At 72.2% G+C, this 18,551-nt stretch carries 2 protein-coding genes; both read left to right on the top strand.

The genetic code is table 11. The annotated features are described in order from the left end of the window. Positions 1 to 30: 30 nt before the first annotated feature. On the top strand, positions 31 to 17,250 hold the full coding sequence (locus tag ACLHRZ_RS00460) for an SDR family NAD(P)-dependent oxidoreductase (protein ID WP_490416129.1): 17,220 nt from the start codon (positions 31 to 33) through the stop codon (positions 17,248 to 17,250). A 98-nt stretch (positions 17,251 to 17,348) separates the two neighbouring features. Next, positions 17,349 to 18,539 carry a cytochrome P450 gene (locus ACLHRZ_RS00455; protein WP_490416128.1) on the top strand — a complete coding sequence of 397 codons (1,191 nt, stop codon included), beginning with the start codon at positions 17,349 to 17,351 and terminating at the stop codon, positions 18,537 to 18,539. Positions 18,540 to 18,551: the final 12 nt, after the last annotated feature.

Genomic DNA, 18,551 nt, shown 5'->3' with positions numbered 1-18,551 from the left:
CTCATTCATATCCACGGAAGGTTCTGCACCATGTCGAATGACAAAAAGCTCGTTGACTACCTGAAGTGGGTCACGGCCGATCTGCACCAGACCCGTCAGCGGCTGCGGGAGGCGGAGTCCGGAAAGCAGGAGCCCATAGCCATCGTCGGGATGTCCTGCCGGTTCCCGGGCGGGGTGCGATCGCCGGAAGAGCTCTGGCAGCTGCTGTCCGACGGACGGGACGGCATCTCGGAATTCCCCACGGACCGCGGCTGGAACCTCGATGCCCTCGGTGGCGAAGCCAGGAGCGTGACGACGGAAGGCGGATTCGTCGACGCCGCCGCGTTCGACGCCGGCTTCTTCGGCATCTCGCCCCGCGAGGCCGTGGCGATGGATCCGCAGCAGCGCCTGCTGCTGGAGACCTCCTGGGAGGCGCTGGAGCGGGCTGGCATCGACCCGGTGTCGCTGCGGGGCAGCGAGACCGGCGTCTTCGTCGGCACGAACGGCGTCGACTACGTCGGTGTCGTGATGAACTCCCGTGAGGACGTCGAAGGCCACGGCGGCACCGGCCTCGCGGGCAGCGTCCTCTCCGGGCGCGTCTCCTACAGCTTCGGCCTGGAGGGCCCGGCGGTCACCGTCGACACCGCATGCTCGTCGTCGCTCGTCTCGCTGCACCTGGCGGCCCACGCACTGCGCTCCGACGAGTGCTCGCTGGCGCTGGCCGGTGGTGTGACGGTGCTGTCGAGCCCCATGAGCTTCGCCGGGTTCAGCCGCCAGGGCGGGCTGGCGACGGACGGCCGGTGCAAGGCGTTCGCGGACGGGGCCGACGGCACGGGCTGGTCCGAGGGCGTGGGCATGCTCGTCCTGGAGCGGCTTTCCGACGCACAGCGCAACGGGCACGAGATCCTCGCGGTGGTGCGCGGATCGGCGGTCAACCAGGACGGCGCCTCCAACGGCCTGACGGCCCCCAATGGTCCGTCGCAGCAGCGCGTCATCCGTCAGGCCCTCGCCAACGCCGGCCTGTCCGCGTCCGAGGTCGACGTGGTCGAGGCCCACGGCACGGGCACGCCGCTGGGCGATCCGATCGAGGCGCAGGCGTTGCTGGCGACGTATGGTCAGGAGCGGGGTGCGGGGCGGCCGTTGTGGCTGGGTTCGATCAAGTCGAATATTGGTCATACGCAGGCTGCTGCGGGTGTTGCGGGGGTCATCAAGTCGGTTCTGGCGATGCGGCATGGTGTGTTGCCGAGGACGTTGCATGTGGGTGCGCCGTCGTCGCATGTGGACTGGTCGTCCGGTGCGGTCAAGCTGTTGTCGGAGGCGCGGTCGTGGCCGGTGGTGGATCGGCCGTGGCGTGCGGGGGTGTCGTCGTTCGGGATCAGCGGTACCAACGCGCACGTCATCATCGAACAGGCCCCCGCCGCCGAGGAGCCCGGCACCGAGGACGAGCCGAAGATCACGCCGTCGGCCGTGCCCTGGCTCGTCTCGGCGAGGTCCGAGGAAGCACTGGCAGCACAGCTGGGACAGATCACCGCGCTGACCGGCCCCTCGCCCCTCGATGTGGGTTTCTCGCTGGCGACTTCCCGTGCGTATCTGGAGCATCGTGCGGTGCTGCTGTCTGGTGTGGAGGGTGCTGCTGAGGTGGCGCGTGGGGTTGCCGGGGATGTCGGCGGCAAGCTTGCGGTGTTGTTCTCGGGTCAGGGTGCGCAGCGGGTGGGGATGGGCCGTGAGTTGTCCGGCCGTTTCCCGGTGTTCGCGAGGGCTCTGGATGAGGTGCTGGCGCATTTCGATGGCGAGTTGCGGGAGGTGATGTTCTCCGACGGGGAGCGGTTGGACGAGACGGGGTTCACGCAGCCTGCGTTGTTCGCGGTCGAGGTGGCGTTGTTCCGCCTGGTGGAGTCGTGGGGGGTCCGTCCGGACTTTGTGGCGGGGCATTCGATCGGTGAGGTTGCGGCGGCGCATGTGGCGGGGGTCTTTTCGCTGGAGGATGCGTGCCGGCTGGTGGCGGCACGGGCACGGCTGATGCAGGCGCTGCCGGCGGGCGGGGCGATGGTGGCTGTTGAGGCCACTGAGCAGGAAGTCACTGCGCGGCTGACGGAGGGCGTGTCGATCGCGGCCGTCAATGGTCCGCAGGCCGTGGTGATTTCCGGCGACGAGGCCGAGGCTCTCCGCATTGCCGGTGAGTTCGCGGCCGATGGCCGCAAGACGCAGCGGCTGTCGGTCAGCCATGCCTTCCACTCGCCGCTGATGGAGCCGATGCTGAAGGACTTCCGCCGGGTTGTCGAATGCCTGTCGTTCAACACGCCGGGCATTCCGCTGGTGTCGAACGTGACCGGCGGTCTCGCTGCGGACGAGCAGCTGTGCTCGGCGGAGTACTGGGTCCGGCACGTCCGTGAGACGGTTCGTTTCGCCTACGGCGTTCGTGCGCTGGCGGACGAAGGTGCCTCCGTGTTCCTGGAGTTGGGCCCCGACGGCGTGCTGACCGCCATGGCCCAGCACACCCTGGACGAGGCGGCGCTCGTGGTTCCGGCCCTGCGCAAGGACCGCCCGGAAGAGACCGCCCTGCTCACCGCCCTGGCCCGGTTGCACGTGAGCGGCGTCGAGGTCGACTGGTCCGGGATCTTCGACGGCACCGGTGCCCGCCGCATCGACCTGCCCACCTACCCCTTCCAGCACGAGCGCTACTGGCCCCGGCCCGCCGCGCCCACCGGGGACGTGACCGGTGCGGGTCTGCTGCCGGCCGAACACCCGCTGCTGGGCGCGATGCTCGCCCTCGCGGAATCCGGCGAAGTGGTGTTCACGGGCAAGCTGTCGCTCCAGACCTACCCCTGGCTCACCGACCACGCCATCGGCGGGAACGTCCTCTTCCCGGCCACCGGATTCCTGGAACTGGCCATGCGCGCCGGCGACCAGGTCGGGTGCGACCGGATCGAGGAGTTCGTCCTCCTCACCCCGCTCGTGCTGGCGGAGCAGGACGCGACGCTGGTCCAGGTGCTGGTCGGCGCCCCCGACGAGACGGGTGCCCGCACCATTTCCGTGCACTCGCGCCCCGACAGTGCGCCCGACGGACCGTGGATCCAGCACGCCAACGGAACGCTGGCCGCCGGAGAACGGATGGAGGCCTTCGACGCGGAGGTCTGGCCACCGCGGGACGCCGTGGTCGTCGACCTGGAGGGTTTCTACGACGGGACCGGGTACGGCCCCGCGTTCCAGGGACTGCGCTCGGTGTGGCAGCGCGAGGACGAGGCGTTCCTCGAAGCCGTGCTCCCGGGCGATGCCGCCGGTGAGGCGGGGGCCTTCGGCATCCACCCGGCGCTGCTCGACGCGGTGATCCAGTCCCACAGGATGGCCGGCGTCGGCGCAGCGGACCAGCTCCTCATGCCGTTCGCCTGGCGAGGCGTGTCGCTGCACGCCGCCGGCGCCCCGGTCGTCCGGGCCCGCGTGACGAAGACGGGCGACGACTCCGTGTCCATCGCGGCCGTCGACGTCGAAGGTGCTCCCGTGCTGTCGGCGGAGGCGCTGGTCCTGCGCGGCACGTCGGCCTCGGTGGCCCCGGCACTCGCGGCGCGCAGCACGGAGTACGACACGCTGCTGTCGCTGAACTGGGTCCCGGCCCCCGAGGTGCAGCCCGCCGAGGTCCGGTCCGTCACCCTGGGCGCCGAGGGACTCGGCACGGACGCATCCGTGACCTCCCTGGCCGGCCTCACCGGCGACGAGGACCTGGTGCTGGTTCCCGTGTCCGGTGCGGGAGACGACGTACCCGCCGCCACGCACGCGCTGACGGTCCGGATCCTGGCCCTGCTGCAGGAGTGGGCCGCCCGGCAGGAATCGGCCGGGTCGCGGCTGGTGTTCGTCACCCACGGAGCCGTCTCCGCCGACGAGGGCGAGTCCGTACCGGACCTCGCGGGCGCCGCGGTGTGGGGCCTGGTGCGGTCGGCACAGTCCGAGCACCCCGGCCGGTTCGTACTGCTGGACGCCGAGGACGGCGACCCGTCGGCCGTGCTTCCGGCCCTGCCGGGCCTGCTCGCCACCGGCGACGAACAGTTCGTGGTGCGCGACGGCGCCGTGCGCGTGCCGCGCCTGGCCCACCTGGGCGGCGGGGCCGGGCTGTTGCCGCCCGCCGGCGTGCCCTGGCGGCTGGACTCCCGGGACAGGGGCAGCCTGGACAACCTGCTGCTCGCGCCCTGCCCGGAGACCCTGGAGCCGCTGGAGCCGCGGCAGGTCCGGGTCGCGGTCCAGGCCGCCGGCGTGAACTTCCGCGACGTGCTCAACGCCCTGGGCATGTACCCGGGCGAGGCCGGCCTGCTCGGCGCCGAGGGCGCCGGCGTGGTGACCGAGACCGGTCCCGAGGTGCGCGGACTGCGCCCGGGCGACCGTGTGATGGGCACGCTGTTCGGCGGCTTCGGCCCGGTGGCCGTGACCGACGAGCGGCTCCTCGCCAGGATCCCCGACGGCTGGTCGGCCGACCGGGCCGCGTCGGTGCCGCTGGTCTTCCTGACCGCCCTCTACGCCCTGAAGGACCTCGCGGACCTCAAGCCCGGCGAGAAGATCCTCGTGCACGCCGGCGCCGGCGGCGTCGGCATGGCGGCGATCCAGCTGGCACGCCACCTCGGCGCCGAGGTCTTCGCCACGGCGAGCGAGGGCAAGTGGGACACCCTGCGCGAACTGGGCGTCGCCGACGACCACATCGCCTCGTCCCGCACCACCGACTTCGAGCAGCGCTTCCTCGACGTCACGGGCGGACACGGCGTCGACGTGGTCCTCAACGCCCTCGCCGGCGAGTTCGTCGACGCCTCGCTGCGGCTGACCGCACCCGGCGGCCGCTTCCTGGAGATGGGCAAGACCGACATCCGCGAGCCCGAGTCGCTCGCCGGGGTCCGCTACCGCGCCTTCGACCTCGCGGAAGCCGGCCCCGAACGGACCCAGGAGATGCTCTCCGAACTGCTGGAGCTGTTCGCCGCCGACGTACTGCGTCCGCTGCCGGTCGCCACGTGGGACGTGCGGCGGGCCCGCGAGGCGTTCCGCCACATGAGCCGCGCCCAGCACATCGGCAAGATCGTGCTGACCATGCCGCGCACCTGGGCACCGGACGGCACGGTACTGATCACCGGCGGCACCGGCGGCCTCGGCCGCGAACTCGCCCGCCACTTCGTGGCCGAGCGCGGCGTGAAGCACCTGATGCTGGTGAGCCGTAGCGGCCCGGACGCGCCCGGCGCGGCCGAGCTGCGGGAGGAGTTGGCCGCTCTCGGCGCCGAAGTCGCCGTCGTGGCATGCGATGTGGCGGACCACGAGGCGGTGGCCGGTCTGGTGGCCTCGGTGCCGGCCGGGCACCCGCTGACCGCGGTGATCCACACCGCGGGCGTGCTGGACGACGGCATGGTGACGTCGCTGACAGCCGACCGCCTGTCGGGCGTACTGCGGCCGAAGGCGGACGGTGCCTGGCACCTGCACGAGGCCACCAAGGACCTCGACCTGGCCGCCTTCATCGTCTTCTCCTCCGTCTCCGGCGTGACCGGCACACCCGGCCAGGGCAACTACGCGGCCGGCAACGTCTTCCTCGACGCCCTGGCCCGGCACCGCGCGGCGCAGGGCCTGCCCGCCCAGTCGCTGGCCTGGGGCGCATGGGCGCAGGGCAGCGGCATGACGGCCGACCTGTCGGAGGCGGAGATGCAGCGCATCGCCGCCTACGGATCGACCCCCCTCTCCGCCGAGCAGGGACTCGCCCTCCTCGACGCGGCGGGCGCATGCGACACCGCCAACCTCGTCGCGCTCGGCCGGACTTCCGGCCCGATACGCGTGACGGGCCCCGTACCGCCCGTGCTGCGCGGAGTGGTCAGGTCCGGCCGCCGCGCCGCTGCGACCACGGCGACGGGTGCCGGCACGGCCGTCCAACTGGCCGGGCGGCTCGCGGGACTGGCCGAGGACGAGCGCGTCCGCTTCATGGCCGACGTGGTGCGGGACGAAGCTGCTGCGGTGCTCGGCCACGCATCGGCCAAGTCCCTCGACGCACGGCGCGAGTTCAAGGACCTGGGCTTCGACTCCCTGACCGCCGTCGAGCTGCGCAACCGGCTGTCCGCCGTGACGGGCCTGCGGCTCTCGGCGACGCTGGTCTTCGACTACCCGAACCCCACGGTGCTGGCCGGGCACCTCGTCGCCCTGCTGCTCGACGAGCACGGCGACACGCCGCCCCCGGCGGTCGTGGCAACGTCGGTGGCCGAGGACCCCATCGTCATCGTGGGCATGGCCTGCCAACTGCCCGGCGGCGTCCGGACCCCGGAGGACCTGTGGCAGATGGTCCTCGAAGGCCGCGACGGCATCGGCGACTTCCCCACGGACCGCGGCTGGGACCTCGACGCCCTGCTCGGCGGAGCGGAGGGCGACCGCGGCCGCAGCGGCACCTCGCAGGGCGGGTTCCTCGACGGCGTCGGCAACTTCGACGCCGGCTTCTTCGGCATCTCGCCGCGCGAGGCCCTGTCGATGGATCCGCAGCAGCGGCTGCTGCTGGAGACCTCCTGGGAGGCGATCGAACGGGCCGGCATCGACCCGGTGTCCCTGCGGGGCAGCCAGACCGGCGTCTTCGTCGGCACCAGCGGCCAGGACTACACGCTGCTCGTGATGAACTCCCGCGAGGACCTCGAGGGTCACACCAGCACGGGCCTCGTCAGCAGCGTCGTCTCCGGACGCGTGGCCTACACCTTCGGCCTGGAGGGGCCGGCCATCACCCTCGACACCGCCTGCTCGTCGTCCCTCGTGGCGATGCACTGGGCAGCGCAGTCCCTGCGCTCCGGGGAGTGCTCGCTCGCCCTGGCCGGCGGCGTGACCGTCCTGTCGACCCCGATGAGCTTCCCCAGCTTCACCCGCCAGGGCGGGCTGGCGACGGACGGCCGGTGCAAGGCGTTCGCGGACGGGGCCGACGGCACGGGCTGGTCCGAGGGCGTGGGCATGCTCGTCCTGGAACGCCTCTCCGACGCACAGCGCAACGGCCACGAGATCCTCGCGGTCCTGCGCGGCTCGGCCATCAACCAGGACGGCGCGTCCAACGGCCTGACGGCACCGAACGGCCCGTCGCAGCAACGCGTCATCCGCCAGGCCCTCGCCAACGCCGGGCTGTCGACGTCCGACGTGGACGCCGTCGAGGCCCACGGCACGGGCACCACCCTGGGCGACCCCATCGAGGCGCAGGCCCTGCTCGCCACCTACGGCCAGGACCGCGACCCGGCGCGTCCGCTCCTGCTCGGCTCGCTCAAGTCCAACATCGGCCACACCATGTCGGCGGCCGGTGCCGCCGGTGTCATCAAGACGATCATGGCGATGCGGCACGGCAAGCTGCCGCGCACCCTGCACGTCGACACGCCCACCACGCACGTCGACTGGACGGCCGGCGACGTCGAGCTCCTGCTGGACACCACCGACTGGCCGGAGACCGGCCGGCCGCGCCGCGCCGCCGTGTCCGCCTTCGGCATCAGCGGCACCAACGCCCACACCATCCTGGAACAGGCTCCGGAGCCCATCGCCCGCCCGGCCGGGGAACCCCGGGCCGACGACGCGCGGACGGCGACTCCGTGGCTCGTCTCCGGCAGGACGCCCGAGGCACTGGACGCCCAGGTCGAGTCGCTGCACGAGTGGGTCGGGCAGCGTCCCGGACTCTCGTCGCTGGATGTGGGTTTCTCGCTGGCGACTTCCCGTGCGCATCTGGAGCATCGTGCGGTGCTGCTGTCTGGTGTGGAGGGTGCTGCTGAGGTGGTGCGTGGGGTTGCCGGGGATGTCGGCGGCAGGCTTGCGGTGTTGTTCTCGGGTCAGGGTGCGCAGCGGGTGGGGATGGGCCGGGAGTTGTCCGGCCGGTTCCCGGTGTTCGCGAGGGCTCTGGATGAGGTGCTGGCGCACTTCGATGGTGAGTTGCGGGAGGTGATGTTCTCCGACGGGGAGCGGTTGGACGAGACAGGGTTCACGCAGCCTGCGTTGTTCGCCGTCGAGGTGGCGTTGTTCCGCCTGGTGGAGTCCTGGGGGGTCCGTCCGGACTTTGTGGCGGGGCATTCGATCGGTGAGGTTGCGGCGGCGCATGTGGCGGGGGTGTTCTCGCTGGAGGATGCGTGCCGGCTGGTCGCTGCGCGGGCGCGGTTGATGCAGGCCCTGCCGGCGGGCGGGGCGATGGTGGCTGTTGAGGCCACTGAGCAGGAAGTCACTGCGCGGCTGACGGAGGGCGTGTCGATCGCGGCCGTCAACGGTCCGCAGGCCGTGGTGATTTCCGGCGACGAGGCCGAGGCTCTGCGCATCGCGGGTGAGTTCGCGGCCGATGGCCGCAAGACGCAGCGGCTGTCGGTCAGCCATGCCTTCCACTCGCCGCTGATGGAGCCGATACTGAAGGACTTCCGCCAGGTCGTCGAAGACCTGTCCTTCGAGGCTCCGCGGATCCCCGTCGTCTCGACCGTGACGGGTGAGCGTGCCTCCGCTGAGCTGGTGGGCTCTGTCGATCACTGGGTGCGCAATGTCCGTGAGACGGTTCGTTTCGCCGACGGCGTCCGTGCTCTGGCGGACGAAGGTGCCTCCGCGTTCCTGGAGTTGGGCCCCGACGGCGTACTGACCGCCATGGCCCAGCACACCCTCGACGCTGACACCACCCTCGCCGTCCCCGCCCTGCGCAAGGACCGCCCCGAGGAAACCTCCCTGCTGACCGCCCTCGCGCGGTTGCACGTGGCCGGCGTCGAGGTGGACTGGGCCGCGTTCTTCGACGGCACCGGTGCCCGCCGCGTCGACCTGCCCACCTACCGTTTCCAGCACGAGCGCTACTGGCCGAAGCCCGGGGCTGCGGTCGGTGACGTGTCCGCCGCAGGCCTGGTGTCCGTGGAACACCCGTTGCTGGGCGCGGCGTTGCCCGCGGCCGACTTCGACGGGGTGCTGTTCACCGGCCGGCTGTCGGCACAGACGCACCCCTGGCTGCTGGACCACGTGGTGGACGGAACATCCGTCTTCCCCTCCGCCGGGTTCCTGGAACTGGCCGTCCATGCGGGCGACCAGGTCGGCTGCGAGCAGGTCGGCGAACTCTCCCTCACCGAGCCCCTCGTGCTCGACGAGGACGCCGCCGTGCTGCTCCAGGTGTGGGTCGGTGCTCCGGACGAGTCGGGTGCGCGCAAGCTGCGGATGTACTCGCGAGCTGCGGGAGCGACGGACCGGGAGTGGACGGAGCACGCCCACGGCGTGCTGAAGCCCGCCGGGACCACGGTGGAGTTCGACGCTTCCGTATGGCCGCCGAACGGTGCCGTGGCCGTGGACCCGGAGGAGTTCGCCGCCGAACACGGCCCGGTGTTCCGGACGGTACGGGCGGTCTGGACCCGTGACGAGACGGTGTTCGTCGAGGCCGTGCTGCCGGGCGACGCGGACGCCGCCGAGTCCTTCGGCCTGCATCCGGCGCTGCTGGAGGCTGCGGTGCAGGTGGCCGGGGCCGGCCGTGAGGTCGCGCCGCAGTCGTGGGCGGGGGTCTCGCTGCACGCCGGCGGAGCCTCGGCCGTGCGGATCCGCGTCGCCAGGAACGGCGAGGACACCTTCTCGGTCGCCGTCGCGGACGCCGAGGGCGGGCCCGTGCTGTCCGCGGGCTCCCTGGTCCTGGGAGCCCGGACGGCCGTGCGCGAGAGGGCCGCTGCCGCCGGCTCGCTGCTGCGCCTGGAGTGGGTGGCCGCACCGCGGGCGGAGGCCTCGCCGGAGATGCGCAGCGTGGTGCTCGCCCCGCTCGGGACCGCTTCCCCGGCCGACGTCACGGACGCTCCGGACCTGGTCGTGGTTCCCGTGTCGGGCACCGGCGGCGGCATCCCGGAGACCGTGCACGTGCTGACGGCGCAGGCGCTGGAACTGGTCCAGCAGTGGCTTCGCGAGGAGCGGTTGACCTCGTCGCGGCTGGTGTTCGTGACGCACGGTGCGCTGTCCGGCGGTGACCTCGCCGCCGCTGCCCTCTGGGGCCTGGTGGGGTCGGCGCAGCTGGAGCACCCGGGCCGGTTCGTGCTGGTGGACGCCGAGGACGGTGACGTCTCGGACGTGCTGTCCCGACTGCCGGGCCTGGCCGCTTCCGACGGCGACCGGTTCGTCGTGCGCGACGGCGCCGTGCTCGTGGGCCGGCTGGCCCGTTCGGCGGCCGACGGTGACGCGCCGTCCGCCGTGCCGCAGTGGAACGCGGACGGCACGGTGCTGATCACCGGTGGTACCGGTGGCCTGGGCAGTGTGCTCGCCCGGCACCTGGTGGCCGAGCGTGGTGTGCGGCACCTGATGCTGGTGAGCCGTAGTGGGGCGGATGCTCCAGGCGCGGCCGGGCTGCGGGAGGAGTTGGCTGCTCTGGGCGCCGAAGTCGCCGTCGTGGCCTGTGATGTGGCGGACCGTGAGGCGGTGGCAGGACTGGTGGCCTCGGTGCCGGCCGGGCATCCGCTGACCGCGGTGATCCACACCGCCGGTGTGCTGGACGACGGCGTGGTGACATCGCTGACTGCCGACCGCGTGTCGGGTGTGCTGCGCCCGAAGGCGGACGGTGCCTGGCATCTGCACGAGGCCACCAAGGGCCTCGACCTGGCCGCCTTCGTCGTCTTCTCCTCCGTCTCCGGCGTCATGGGCAGTGCCGGTCAGGGCAACTACGCCGCCGGTGATGTCTTCCTCGACGCCCTGGCCCGGTACCGGGCGGCGCAGGGTCTGCCCGCCCAGTCGCTCGCCTGGGGCGTATGGGCGCAGGGGAGCGGCATGAGGGGCACGATGTCGGAGGCGGAGACGCAGCGCATCGCCTCCTCCGGAGTGCCGCCGCTGTCGATCGCGCAAGGACTGGCACTGTTCGACGCCGCCACCGCTACGGACGAGACGTATCTCGTCCCCATCGGCCCCATTGCTGCAGGCGCGCGCGTTCGCGGCGAGGTGCCCCCGCTGCTGCGCGGTCTCCTCAGGGGGACCCGCCGTGCCGCTGCGACCACGGCGACGGGTGCCGGCACGGCCGTGCAACTGGCCGGGCGGCTGGCGGGACTGGGCGAGGACGAGCGCGTCCGCTTCATGGCCGATGTGGTGCGGGGCGAGGCTGCTGCGGTGCTCGGTCACGCGTCGGCCAAGTCCGTCGACGCACGGCGTGAGTTCAAGGATCTGGGCTTCGACTCCCTGACGGCCGTCGAGCTGCGCAACCGGCTTTCGGCGGTGACGGGCCTGCGGCTGTCGGCGACCTTGGTCTTCGACTACCCGAACCCGACAGTGCTGGCCGGGCACCTGGTCGCCGTGCTGCTGGACGAGCACGGTGACGCGCCGGTCCCGGCGGTCGTGGCGGCGCCGGTGGCCGAGGACCCGGTCGTGATCGTGGGCATGGCCTGCCGGCTGCCCGGAGGCGTGCGGTCCCCGGAGGACCTGTGGCAGCTGGCCCTCGAAGGCCGTGAAGGCATGGCCGACTTCCCGACGGACCGGGGCTGGGACCTCGGCGCCGTCCTGGGCAGGGCCGAAGGCGAAACCGGCTACACCGGCACCTCCAAGGGCGGATTCCTCGACGCCATCGCGGACTTCGACGCCGGCTTCTTCGGCATCTCGCCGCGTGAGGCCGTCACCATGGACCCGCAGCAGCGCCTGCTGCTGGAGACGTCCTGGGAGGCGGTCGAGCGGGCCGGCATCGACCCGCTGTCCCTGCGGGGCAGCCAGACCGGCGTCTTCGTCGGCACCAACGGCGTCGACTACTTCGGTGCCGTGCTGAACTCCGGCGAGGACGTCGAGGGCCATGGCGGAACCGGACTGGCAGGCAGCGTCCTGTCCGGACGGATCTCGTACATCCTCGGCCTGGAGGGACCGGCGGTCTCCCTCGACACCGCATGCTCCGCGTCGCTGGTCTCCCTGCACTGGGCCGTGCAGTCGCTCCGTTCGGGCGAGTCCTCGCTCGCCCTGGCCGGCGGCGTGACCGTCCTGTCGACCCCGATGAGCTTCCCCAGCTTCAGCCGTCAGGGCGTGCTGGCGACGGACGGCCGCTGCAAGGCGTTCTCGGACGATGCCGACGGCACGGGCTGGTCCGAGGGCGTGGGCATGCTCGTCCTGGAACGGCTCTCGGACGCCCGCCGCAACGGGCACGAAGTTCTCGCAGTGGTGCGTGGTTCGGCCATCAACCAGGACGGTGCCTCCAACGGCCTGACCGCACCGAACGGTCCGTCCCAGCAGCGCGTCATCCGCCAGGCGCTGGCCAATGCCGGGCTGGGCACGGCCGACGTGGACGCCGTCGAGGCGCACGGCACGGGCACGGCGCTCGGTGACCCCATCGAGGCGCAGGCCCTGCTCGCCACCTACGGACAGGACCGTGACCCCGCACGTCCGCTGCTGCTGAGCACGATCAAGTCCAACATCGGCCACACCCAGGCCGCCGCCGGCGCCGCAGGTGTGATCAAGACGGTCATGGCGATGCGGCACGGCGTGCTGCCGCGCACCCTGCACGTCGGCACGCCCACCACGCACGTCGACTGGACGGCCGGCGACGTCGAGCTCCTGCTGGAGACGACCGACTGGCCGGAGACCGGCCGTGCGCGCCGCGCAGCCGTCTCCTCCTTCGGCATCAGCGGCACCAACGCCCACGCCATCCTGGAGCAGGCCCCCGACGTCCCCGCGCATTCCGCCCAGGACGCCCGGACCGCTGACACGGGGACGGTCCCGTGGCTCCTGTCCGGCAGGACGCCCGAGGCGCTGGACGCCCAGATCGAGTCGGTCTGCGAGTGGGTCGGGCAGCGTCCCGGACTCCCGCTGCTCGACGTGGGCTACTCCCTGGCCACGACCCGCTCGGTCCTCGAACACCGCGCCGTGCTGCTCGCCGGGGAGGACGGCACCGCCGAAGTCGCGCGCGACGCGGCCACGGACCGGTCGCTGACGATGCTCTTCCCGGGGCAGGGCGCGCAGCGGGTGGACATGGGCCGTGAACTGTACGACCGGTTCCCGGTGTTCGCGAAGGCCCTGGACGAGGTCCTGGCCCACTTCGACGCCGAGCTGCCGGACGTGATGCGCACCGACGCCCGGCGCCTGGACGAGACCCGCTTCACCCAGCCGGCACTCTTCGCGATCCAGGTGGCGCTCTACCGGCTCGTCGAATCCTGGGGCGTCCGCCCCGACTTCGTCATCGGACACTCTTTCGGCGAGATCGCGGCGGCCCATGTGGCCGGAGTGCTCCCGCTGGCCGATGCGTGCACTCTGGTGGCGGCCCGTGGACGGCTGATGAACGACCTGCCGGTCGGCGCCATGGTGGCGATCCAGGCCACCGAGCAGAAGGTGGCCGCGCGCCTGGTCGAGGGGGTGTCGATCGCGGCGGTCAACGGACCGGAGGCCGTCGTCATCTCCGGGGAAGAGGCCCCGGTGCTGCGCATCGCCGACGAACTCGCCGCAGAAGGCCACAAGACGCGGCGGGTGGCGGTGCACAACGCCGGCCACTCACCGCTGATGGACCCGATGCTGGACGAATACCGGAGCATCGCCGAGGGCCTGTCGTTCCGCACCCCGAAGATCCGGGTCCTGTCGACCGTGACCGGTGCGGAGGCCTCCGACGAGCTGATGGGCTCGGCCGACTACTGGGTCCGCAACGTCCGTGAACCCGTCCGCTTCGCCGACGCCGTCCGCTCCGCGGCCGACGAAGGAGCCTCCGCCTTCCTGGAACTGTCCCCGGACACCGTGCTGACGGCGATGGCCCAGCACAATCTGGAGGGCATCCCGGTGGCCGTGCCGGCGCTCCGCAAGGACCATCCGGAGGTGACCACCCTCCTCACCGCCGTCGCCCGTCTCCATGCGGCCGGCGTCGGGGTGGACTGGTCCGTGTTCTTCGAGGGCACCGGTGCCCGCCGCGTCGACCTGCCCACCTACGCCTTCCAGCGTCAGCGGTACTGGCCCAAGCCCGGTGCTGCGGTGGGCGATGTGGCCTCGGCCGGTCTGACACCCGCCGCGCACCCGCTGCTGGGCGCCGCGGTGTCCCTGGCCGGATCCGGCGGCATGCTCTTCACGAGCCGGCTGGCGGCGGAGTCCCACCCCTGGCTGAAGGAGCACGCGCCGGGCGGCAAGGCCGTCTTCCCGGCCTCCGGGTTCCTCGAACTCGCCGTCCGGGCGGGCGACCAGGCAGGCTGCGAACAGATCGGCGAACTCGCCCTGGGCGCACCGCTGGTGCTCGTCCCGGGCACGGCCCTGGTGACACAGGTCCGGCTCGGCGCACCGGACGAGAAGGGCCACCGGGAGATCCGGTTCTTCTCGCGGCCGGAGGACGCACCCGACGACGAGTGGACGGAGCACGCCACCGGCACGCTCCTCCCGGGCGAGCGCGCCGCGGACTTCGACGCCTCGGCCTGGCCGCCCAGCGGCGCGTCCGCCGTCGACCTGGACGGCTTCTACGACGGGACGGGATACGGCCCCGCCTTCCAGGGGCTGCGGGCGGCCTGGGTCCGCGGCGACGAGGTGTTCGTCGAAGCCGGGCTCGAAGGCGACACCGCCTCCGACGCCGAGCGCTTCGGCCTGCACCCGGCACTGCTCGAAGCGGCGCTCCACGCCTCGTCCCTGTCCGGTGCGGGGGAGGAGGACCGCATCCAGCAGGCCACTTGCTGGAACGGAGTGTCCCTGCACGCCTCCGGGGCGACGGCGGTGCGCGTACGCATCACCAAGACCGGAGAGGAGTCCGTCTCCCTGGCCGCGGTCGACGATTCCGGGGCCCCCGTGCTGACGGCCGAGTCCGTCACCGTGAGCACCCCGCCGGACGCGCCGGAGCCCACTGCGGCTCGCCAGAGCAACACCCTGCTGCGGCTGGACTGGCTGCCCGCTCCCGAGGCGGAGCCCGCGCCGGACACGCACAGCGTGGTGCTCGCGCCGCTCGGCACGGCCTCCCTGGCCGATGTCGAGGGCGCGCCGGAGCTGATCGCGGTGCCGGTGCCGCCCACGGAAGGCGACGTTCCCGAGGCGGTCCACCGGGCGACCGCACAGGCGCTGGACCTGGTGCAGGGGCTGCTCACCGAGGAGCGGTTCAGCACGTCGCGGCTGGTGTTCGTGACGAACGGAGCGGTCTACGGGGACGACCTCGTCGCCGCCTCCGTCTGGGGCATGATGCGCTCGGCACACGCCGAACACCCCGGCCGCTTCATCCTGGCCGACCTCGACGAGAGTGCCGACCTGACGGAGTTCCTCACGAAGCTGCCGGCCCTGACGGCCTCGGAGGACGTCCAGTTCGCCGTACGCGACGGCGTGGTGCACATCGGCCGGCTGGGCTGGCTGCCCGCCCCCGTCAACCCGGGGCGGTCGTCCTGGAACCCGGAGGGCACCGTCCTGATCACCGGCGCCACCGGAGCGCTGGGCATCCACCTCGCCCGGTGGCTGGCCGACACGGGCACCCGGCACCTGCTCCTGGTCAGCCGCAGCGGCCCGGCGGCGCCCGGCGCGGCCGAACTGGCCGACGAACTGCGGAAGCTGGGCGCCGTGCCCACGATCGCCGCCTGCGACACGGCGGACCGTGCCGCCGTCGACGCCCTGCTGGGCACGATCCCGGAGCAGCACCCGCTGACAGCGGTGGTGCACCTCGCCGGCATCCTCGACGACGGCCTGGTGACGTCGCTGACCCCCGAACGGTTCTCCGGCGTGCTGCGCCCGAAGGCGGACGGCGCGTGGCACCTGCACGAGGCCACCAAGGACCTCGACCTGGACGCGTTCGTGATGTTCTCGTCCCTCTCCGGTCTGCTCGGCGCCCCGGGCGTGGCCAACTACGCGGCGGCCAACGCCTTCCTGGACGGACTGGCCCGCCACCGCACCGCCCTGGGCCTGCCGGGTCAGGCACAGTCGTGGGGCCACTGGGCCGTGGAGTCCGGCATGATGGGCGAACTGCCGGAGAGCGTCATGAACCGGATGCGGGCCAACGGCCTGTCGCCGGTGACCATCAGGCAGGGCACGGCCATGTTCGACGCCGCCCTCGGGTCCCCCGAGCCGGTCGTGGCGGCCATGGGCGACATCACCGGACCTGCCCAGAACCAGGGCCTGTTCCCGGGCGAAGTGCCTCCGCCCTACCGCGCCCTGGTCCGGCGGAGCCGACGGGCCGCGGCGAACGCCGCGAGCGCGTCGGGCACGGCCGGATTCGTCCAGCAGCTGCGGGAACTCCCGGAGGCGGAGCGCGCACGCCGCATCATCGACCTGATCCGCGCCGAGGTCGCAGTCATCCTCGGCTACGCATCCGCCGACGAGGTCAAGGACGACCGCGACTTCTTCGAGCTGGGCTTCGACTCGCTCACCTCGGTCGAGCTCCGCAACAGGATGGCCGCGGCCACCGGGCTGCAACTGCCCGCCACCGTGGTCTTCGACAACAGGACCGCCGAGAACCTGGCCACCTGGCTGCGCAGCGAACTCGCCGCACAGTCCGGCCCGGACGGCGCCTTCTCCGGCACCGACCTCAGGGGCCCGGCCGCGGGGCAGGAGATCGACTCGATCGACCGGCTGTTCCTCGACGCCATGCACAACGACAGGGTCCCGGAGGCACAGCGCCTGCTCTCGGCCCTCAGCGCCCTCCGGCCGTCCTTCGAGAACACGGCGGAACTGGAGGACCTGCCGCTGCCGACCACGCTCGCCGAGGGCACCGCGGAGCCGCGGCTGATCTGCATCAGCACGCCCACGGCCAACGGCGGCGTCCACGAGTACGCCCGGCTCGCCGCGCACTTCCGTGGCGAGCGGCAGGTCTCCGCGGTGCCCCTGGTCGGATTCTCCGCAGGAGAGCGGATGCCGGCCACGATCGACGCCGCGGTCAGGGTCATCGCCGAGAGCGCGCTGCGGGCGAGCGACGGGCACCCCTTCGTCATGGTCGGGCACTCCTCCGGCGGGTCGTACGCCTACGCGGCGGCGGGCCTGCTGGAAAGCACCTGGGGCATCAAGCCCGCGGCGGTGATCCTGCTCGACAGCCTCAGCTTCCGGCACGAGGCCCACGAGCCCATCGACTACCCCGGGATGATGCGGCAGAACTTCCTGAACCAGGAGGACTCGCCGGTCCGCATGACGAACTCCCGGCTGTCCGCGATGGGTCGGTGGATGGGATTGATCAACCGGCTCGAGGTGCAGCACACGAGCGCCCCGGTGCTGATCGTCCACGCGCTCAAGGACCACGACGGCATGACGCTGAAGGACCCCGCCAACCGGCCCGGGATCGACCGGTCCAGCGGTGAGGAGAAGAGCGACCTGATCCCCACCGCGCATCTGCGGAAGGTGGAGGCGGACCACTTCTCCATGGTCGGGGACGACGCCGCGCTCACCGCGCAGATCATGCAGGAGTGGCTCGGATCCCTCGGCGCCGAGTGACGGCACCGGGGTGACCCACCCGGCGGGCGGCCTTCGGCCGCCCGCCGGGCCGCGCCGGTCACCTGCACGCACCTCCACGAGAAAGGCAGGACACGCACATGACCGCTCCCTCCCAGGGTCTGCCCTCCCTCGACCTCGCGCCCCCCGGCCTGCTGCGGCTGGGCCCGAAACTGCGCGAACTGCAGGAGCAGGGGCCGATCTGCCGGGTGCGCACCCCCGCCGGGGACGAAGGATGGCTGGTGACCCGCCACGCCGAACTCAAGGAACTGCTCAACGACGGGCGCGTCGGCCACACGCACCCCGACCCCGAGAACGCGGCACGGTACGTCAAGACCCCGTTCCTGGACCTGATGATCATCGACACCGACGCCGAGGCGGGACGCCGCACGCACGCCGAGGTGCGGCGCCGGCTCACGCCGATGTTCTCCGCCCGGCGGGTGCGCGAGATGGAACCGAAGGTGGCGTCCGTCGTGGACGCCGTACTGGACCGGTTCATCGCCCAGGGGCCGCCCGGCGACCTGCACAGCGGCGTCTCCGTGCCGGTTGCCCTGACGGTGCTCTGCGACATCATCGGCGTCCCCCCGGAGAACCGCGAACAGCTCACGACGAAGCTGGCCGGCATGGCCATGCTGAGTGACCGGGAGAGCGTGAAGGAGGCGCAGCGCGAACTCTTCGCGTTCGCCGGAGGACTCGTCGAGCAGAGGCGGGCCCGGCCCGACAGCGACATCATCACGCGGCTGTCCGAAAGCGGCCTTCCCGAGGAGCGCGTGGCACCGCTCATCGTGTCCCTGCTGTTCGCCGGCCTCGACAGCGTCGTGACGTTCCTCGACCACGGCGTGGTGCTCCTGGCCACCCACCCCGAGGAGCGCGCGGCGGCCCTGGCGGACCCGGACCTGATGACCCTCGCCGTGGAGGAAATACTGCGGGCCGCCAAGGCCGGCGGGTCGATCCTGCCCCGCTACGCCTCCGAGGACGTCGAGATGGGCGGCGTGACGATGCGGGCCGGAGACCTGGTCCTGTTCGACTTCAGCCTCCCCAACTTCGACGAACGGGTCTACGCCGAACCGGAACGGTTCGACATCACCAGGACCCCCAACCCACACCTGACCTTCGCCCACGGCATGTGGCACTGCATCGGCGCCCCCCTGGCGCGCATCGAACTCAAGACGCTCTACACCCGGCTGTTCACCCGTCTGCCGGACCTGCGCCTGGCGCTGCCGGCGGACGAACTGCGGCTGCTCGACGGCCAGTTGTCCGGCGGCCTCACCGAACTGCCGGTGGCCTGGTAGCCCGGAGCCGGA

It is taken from the genome of Streptomyces sp. AM25 (assembly GCF_058146165.1).
The sequence above is the reverse complement of the archived record's forward strand: the minus strand, read 5'-3'. Positions and strand labels throughout refer to the sequence as shown.

Bases quoted from the DNA above. Each gene is read 5' to 3' on its own strand.
- ACLHRZ_RS00460 (WP_490416129.1), top strand. From the start codon at position 31: ATGTCGAATGACAAAAAGCTCGTTGACTACCTGAAGTGGGTCACGGCC.
- ACLHRZ_RS00455 (WP_490416128.1), top strand. From the start codon at position 17,349: ATGACCGCTCCCTCCCAGGGTCTGCCCTCCCTCGACCTCGCGCCCCCC.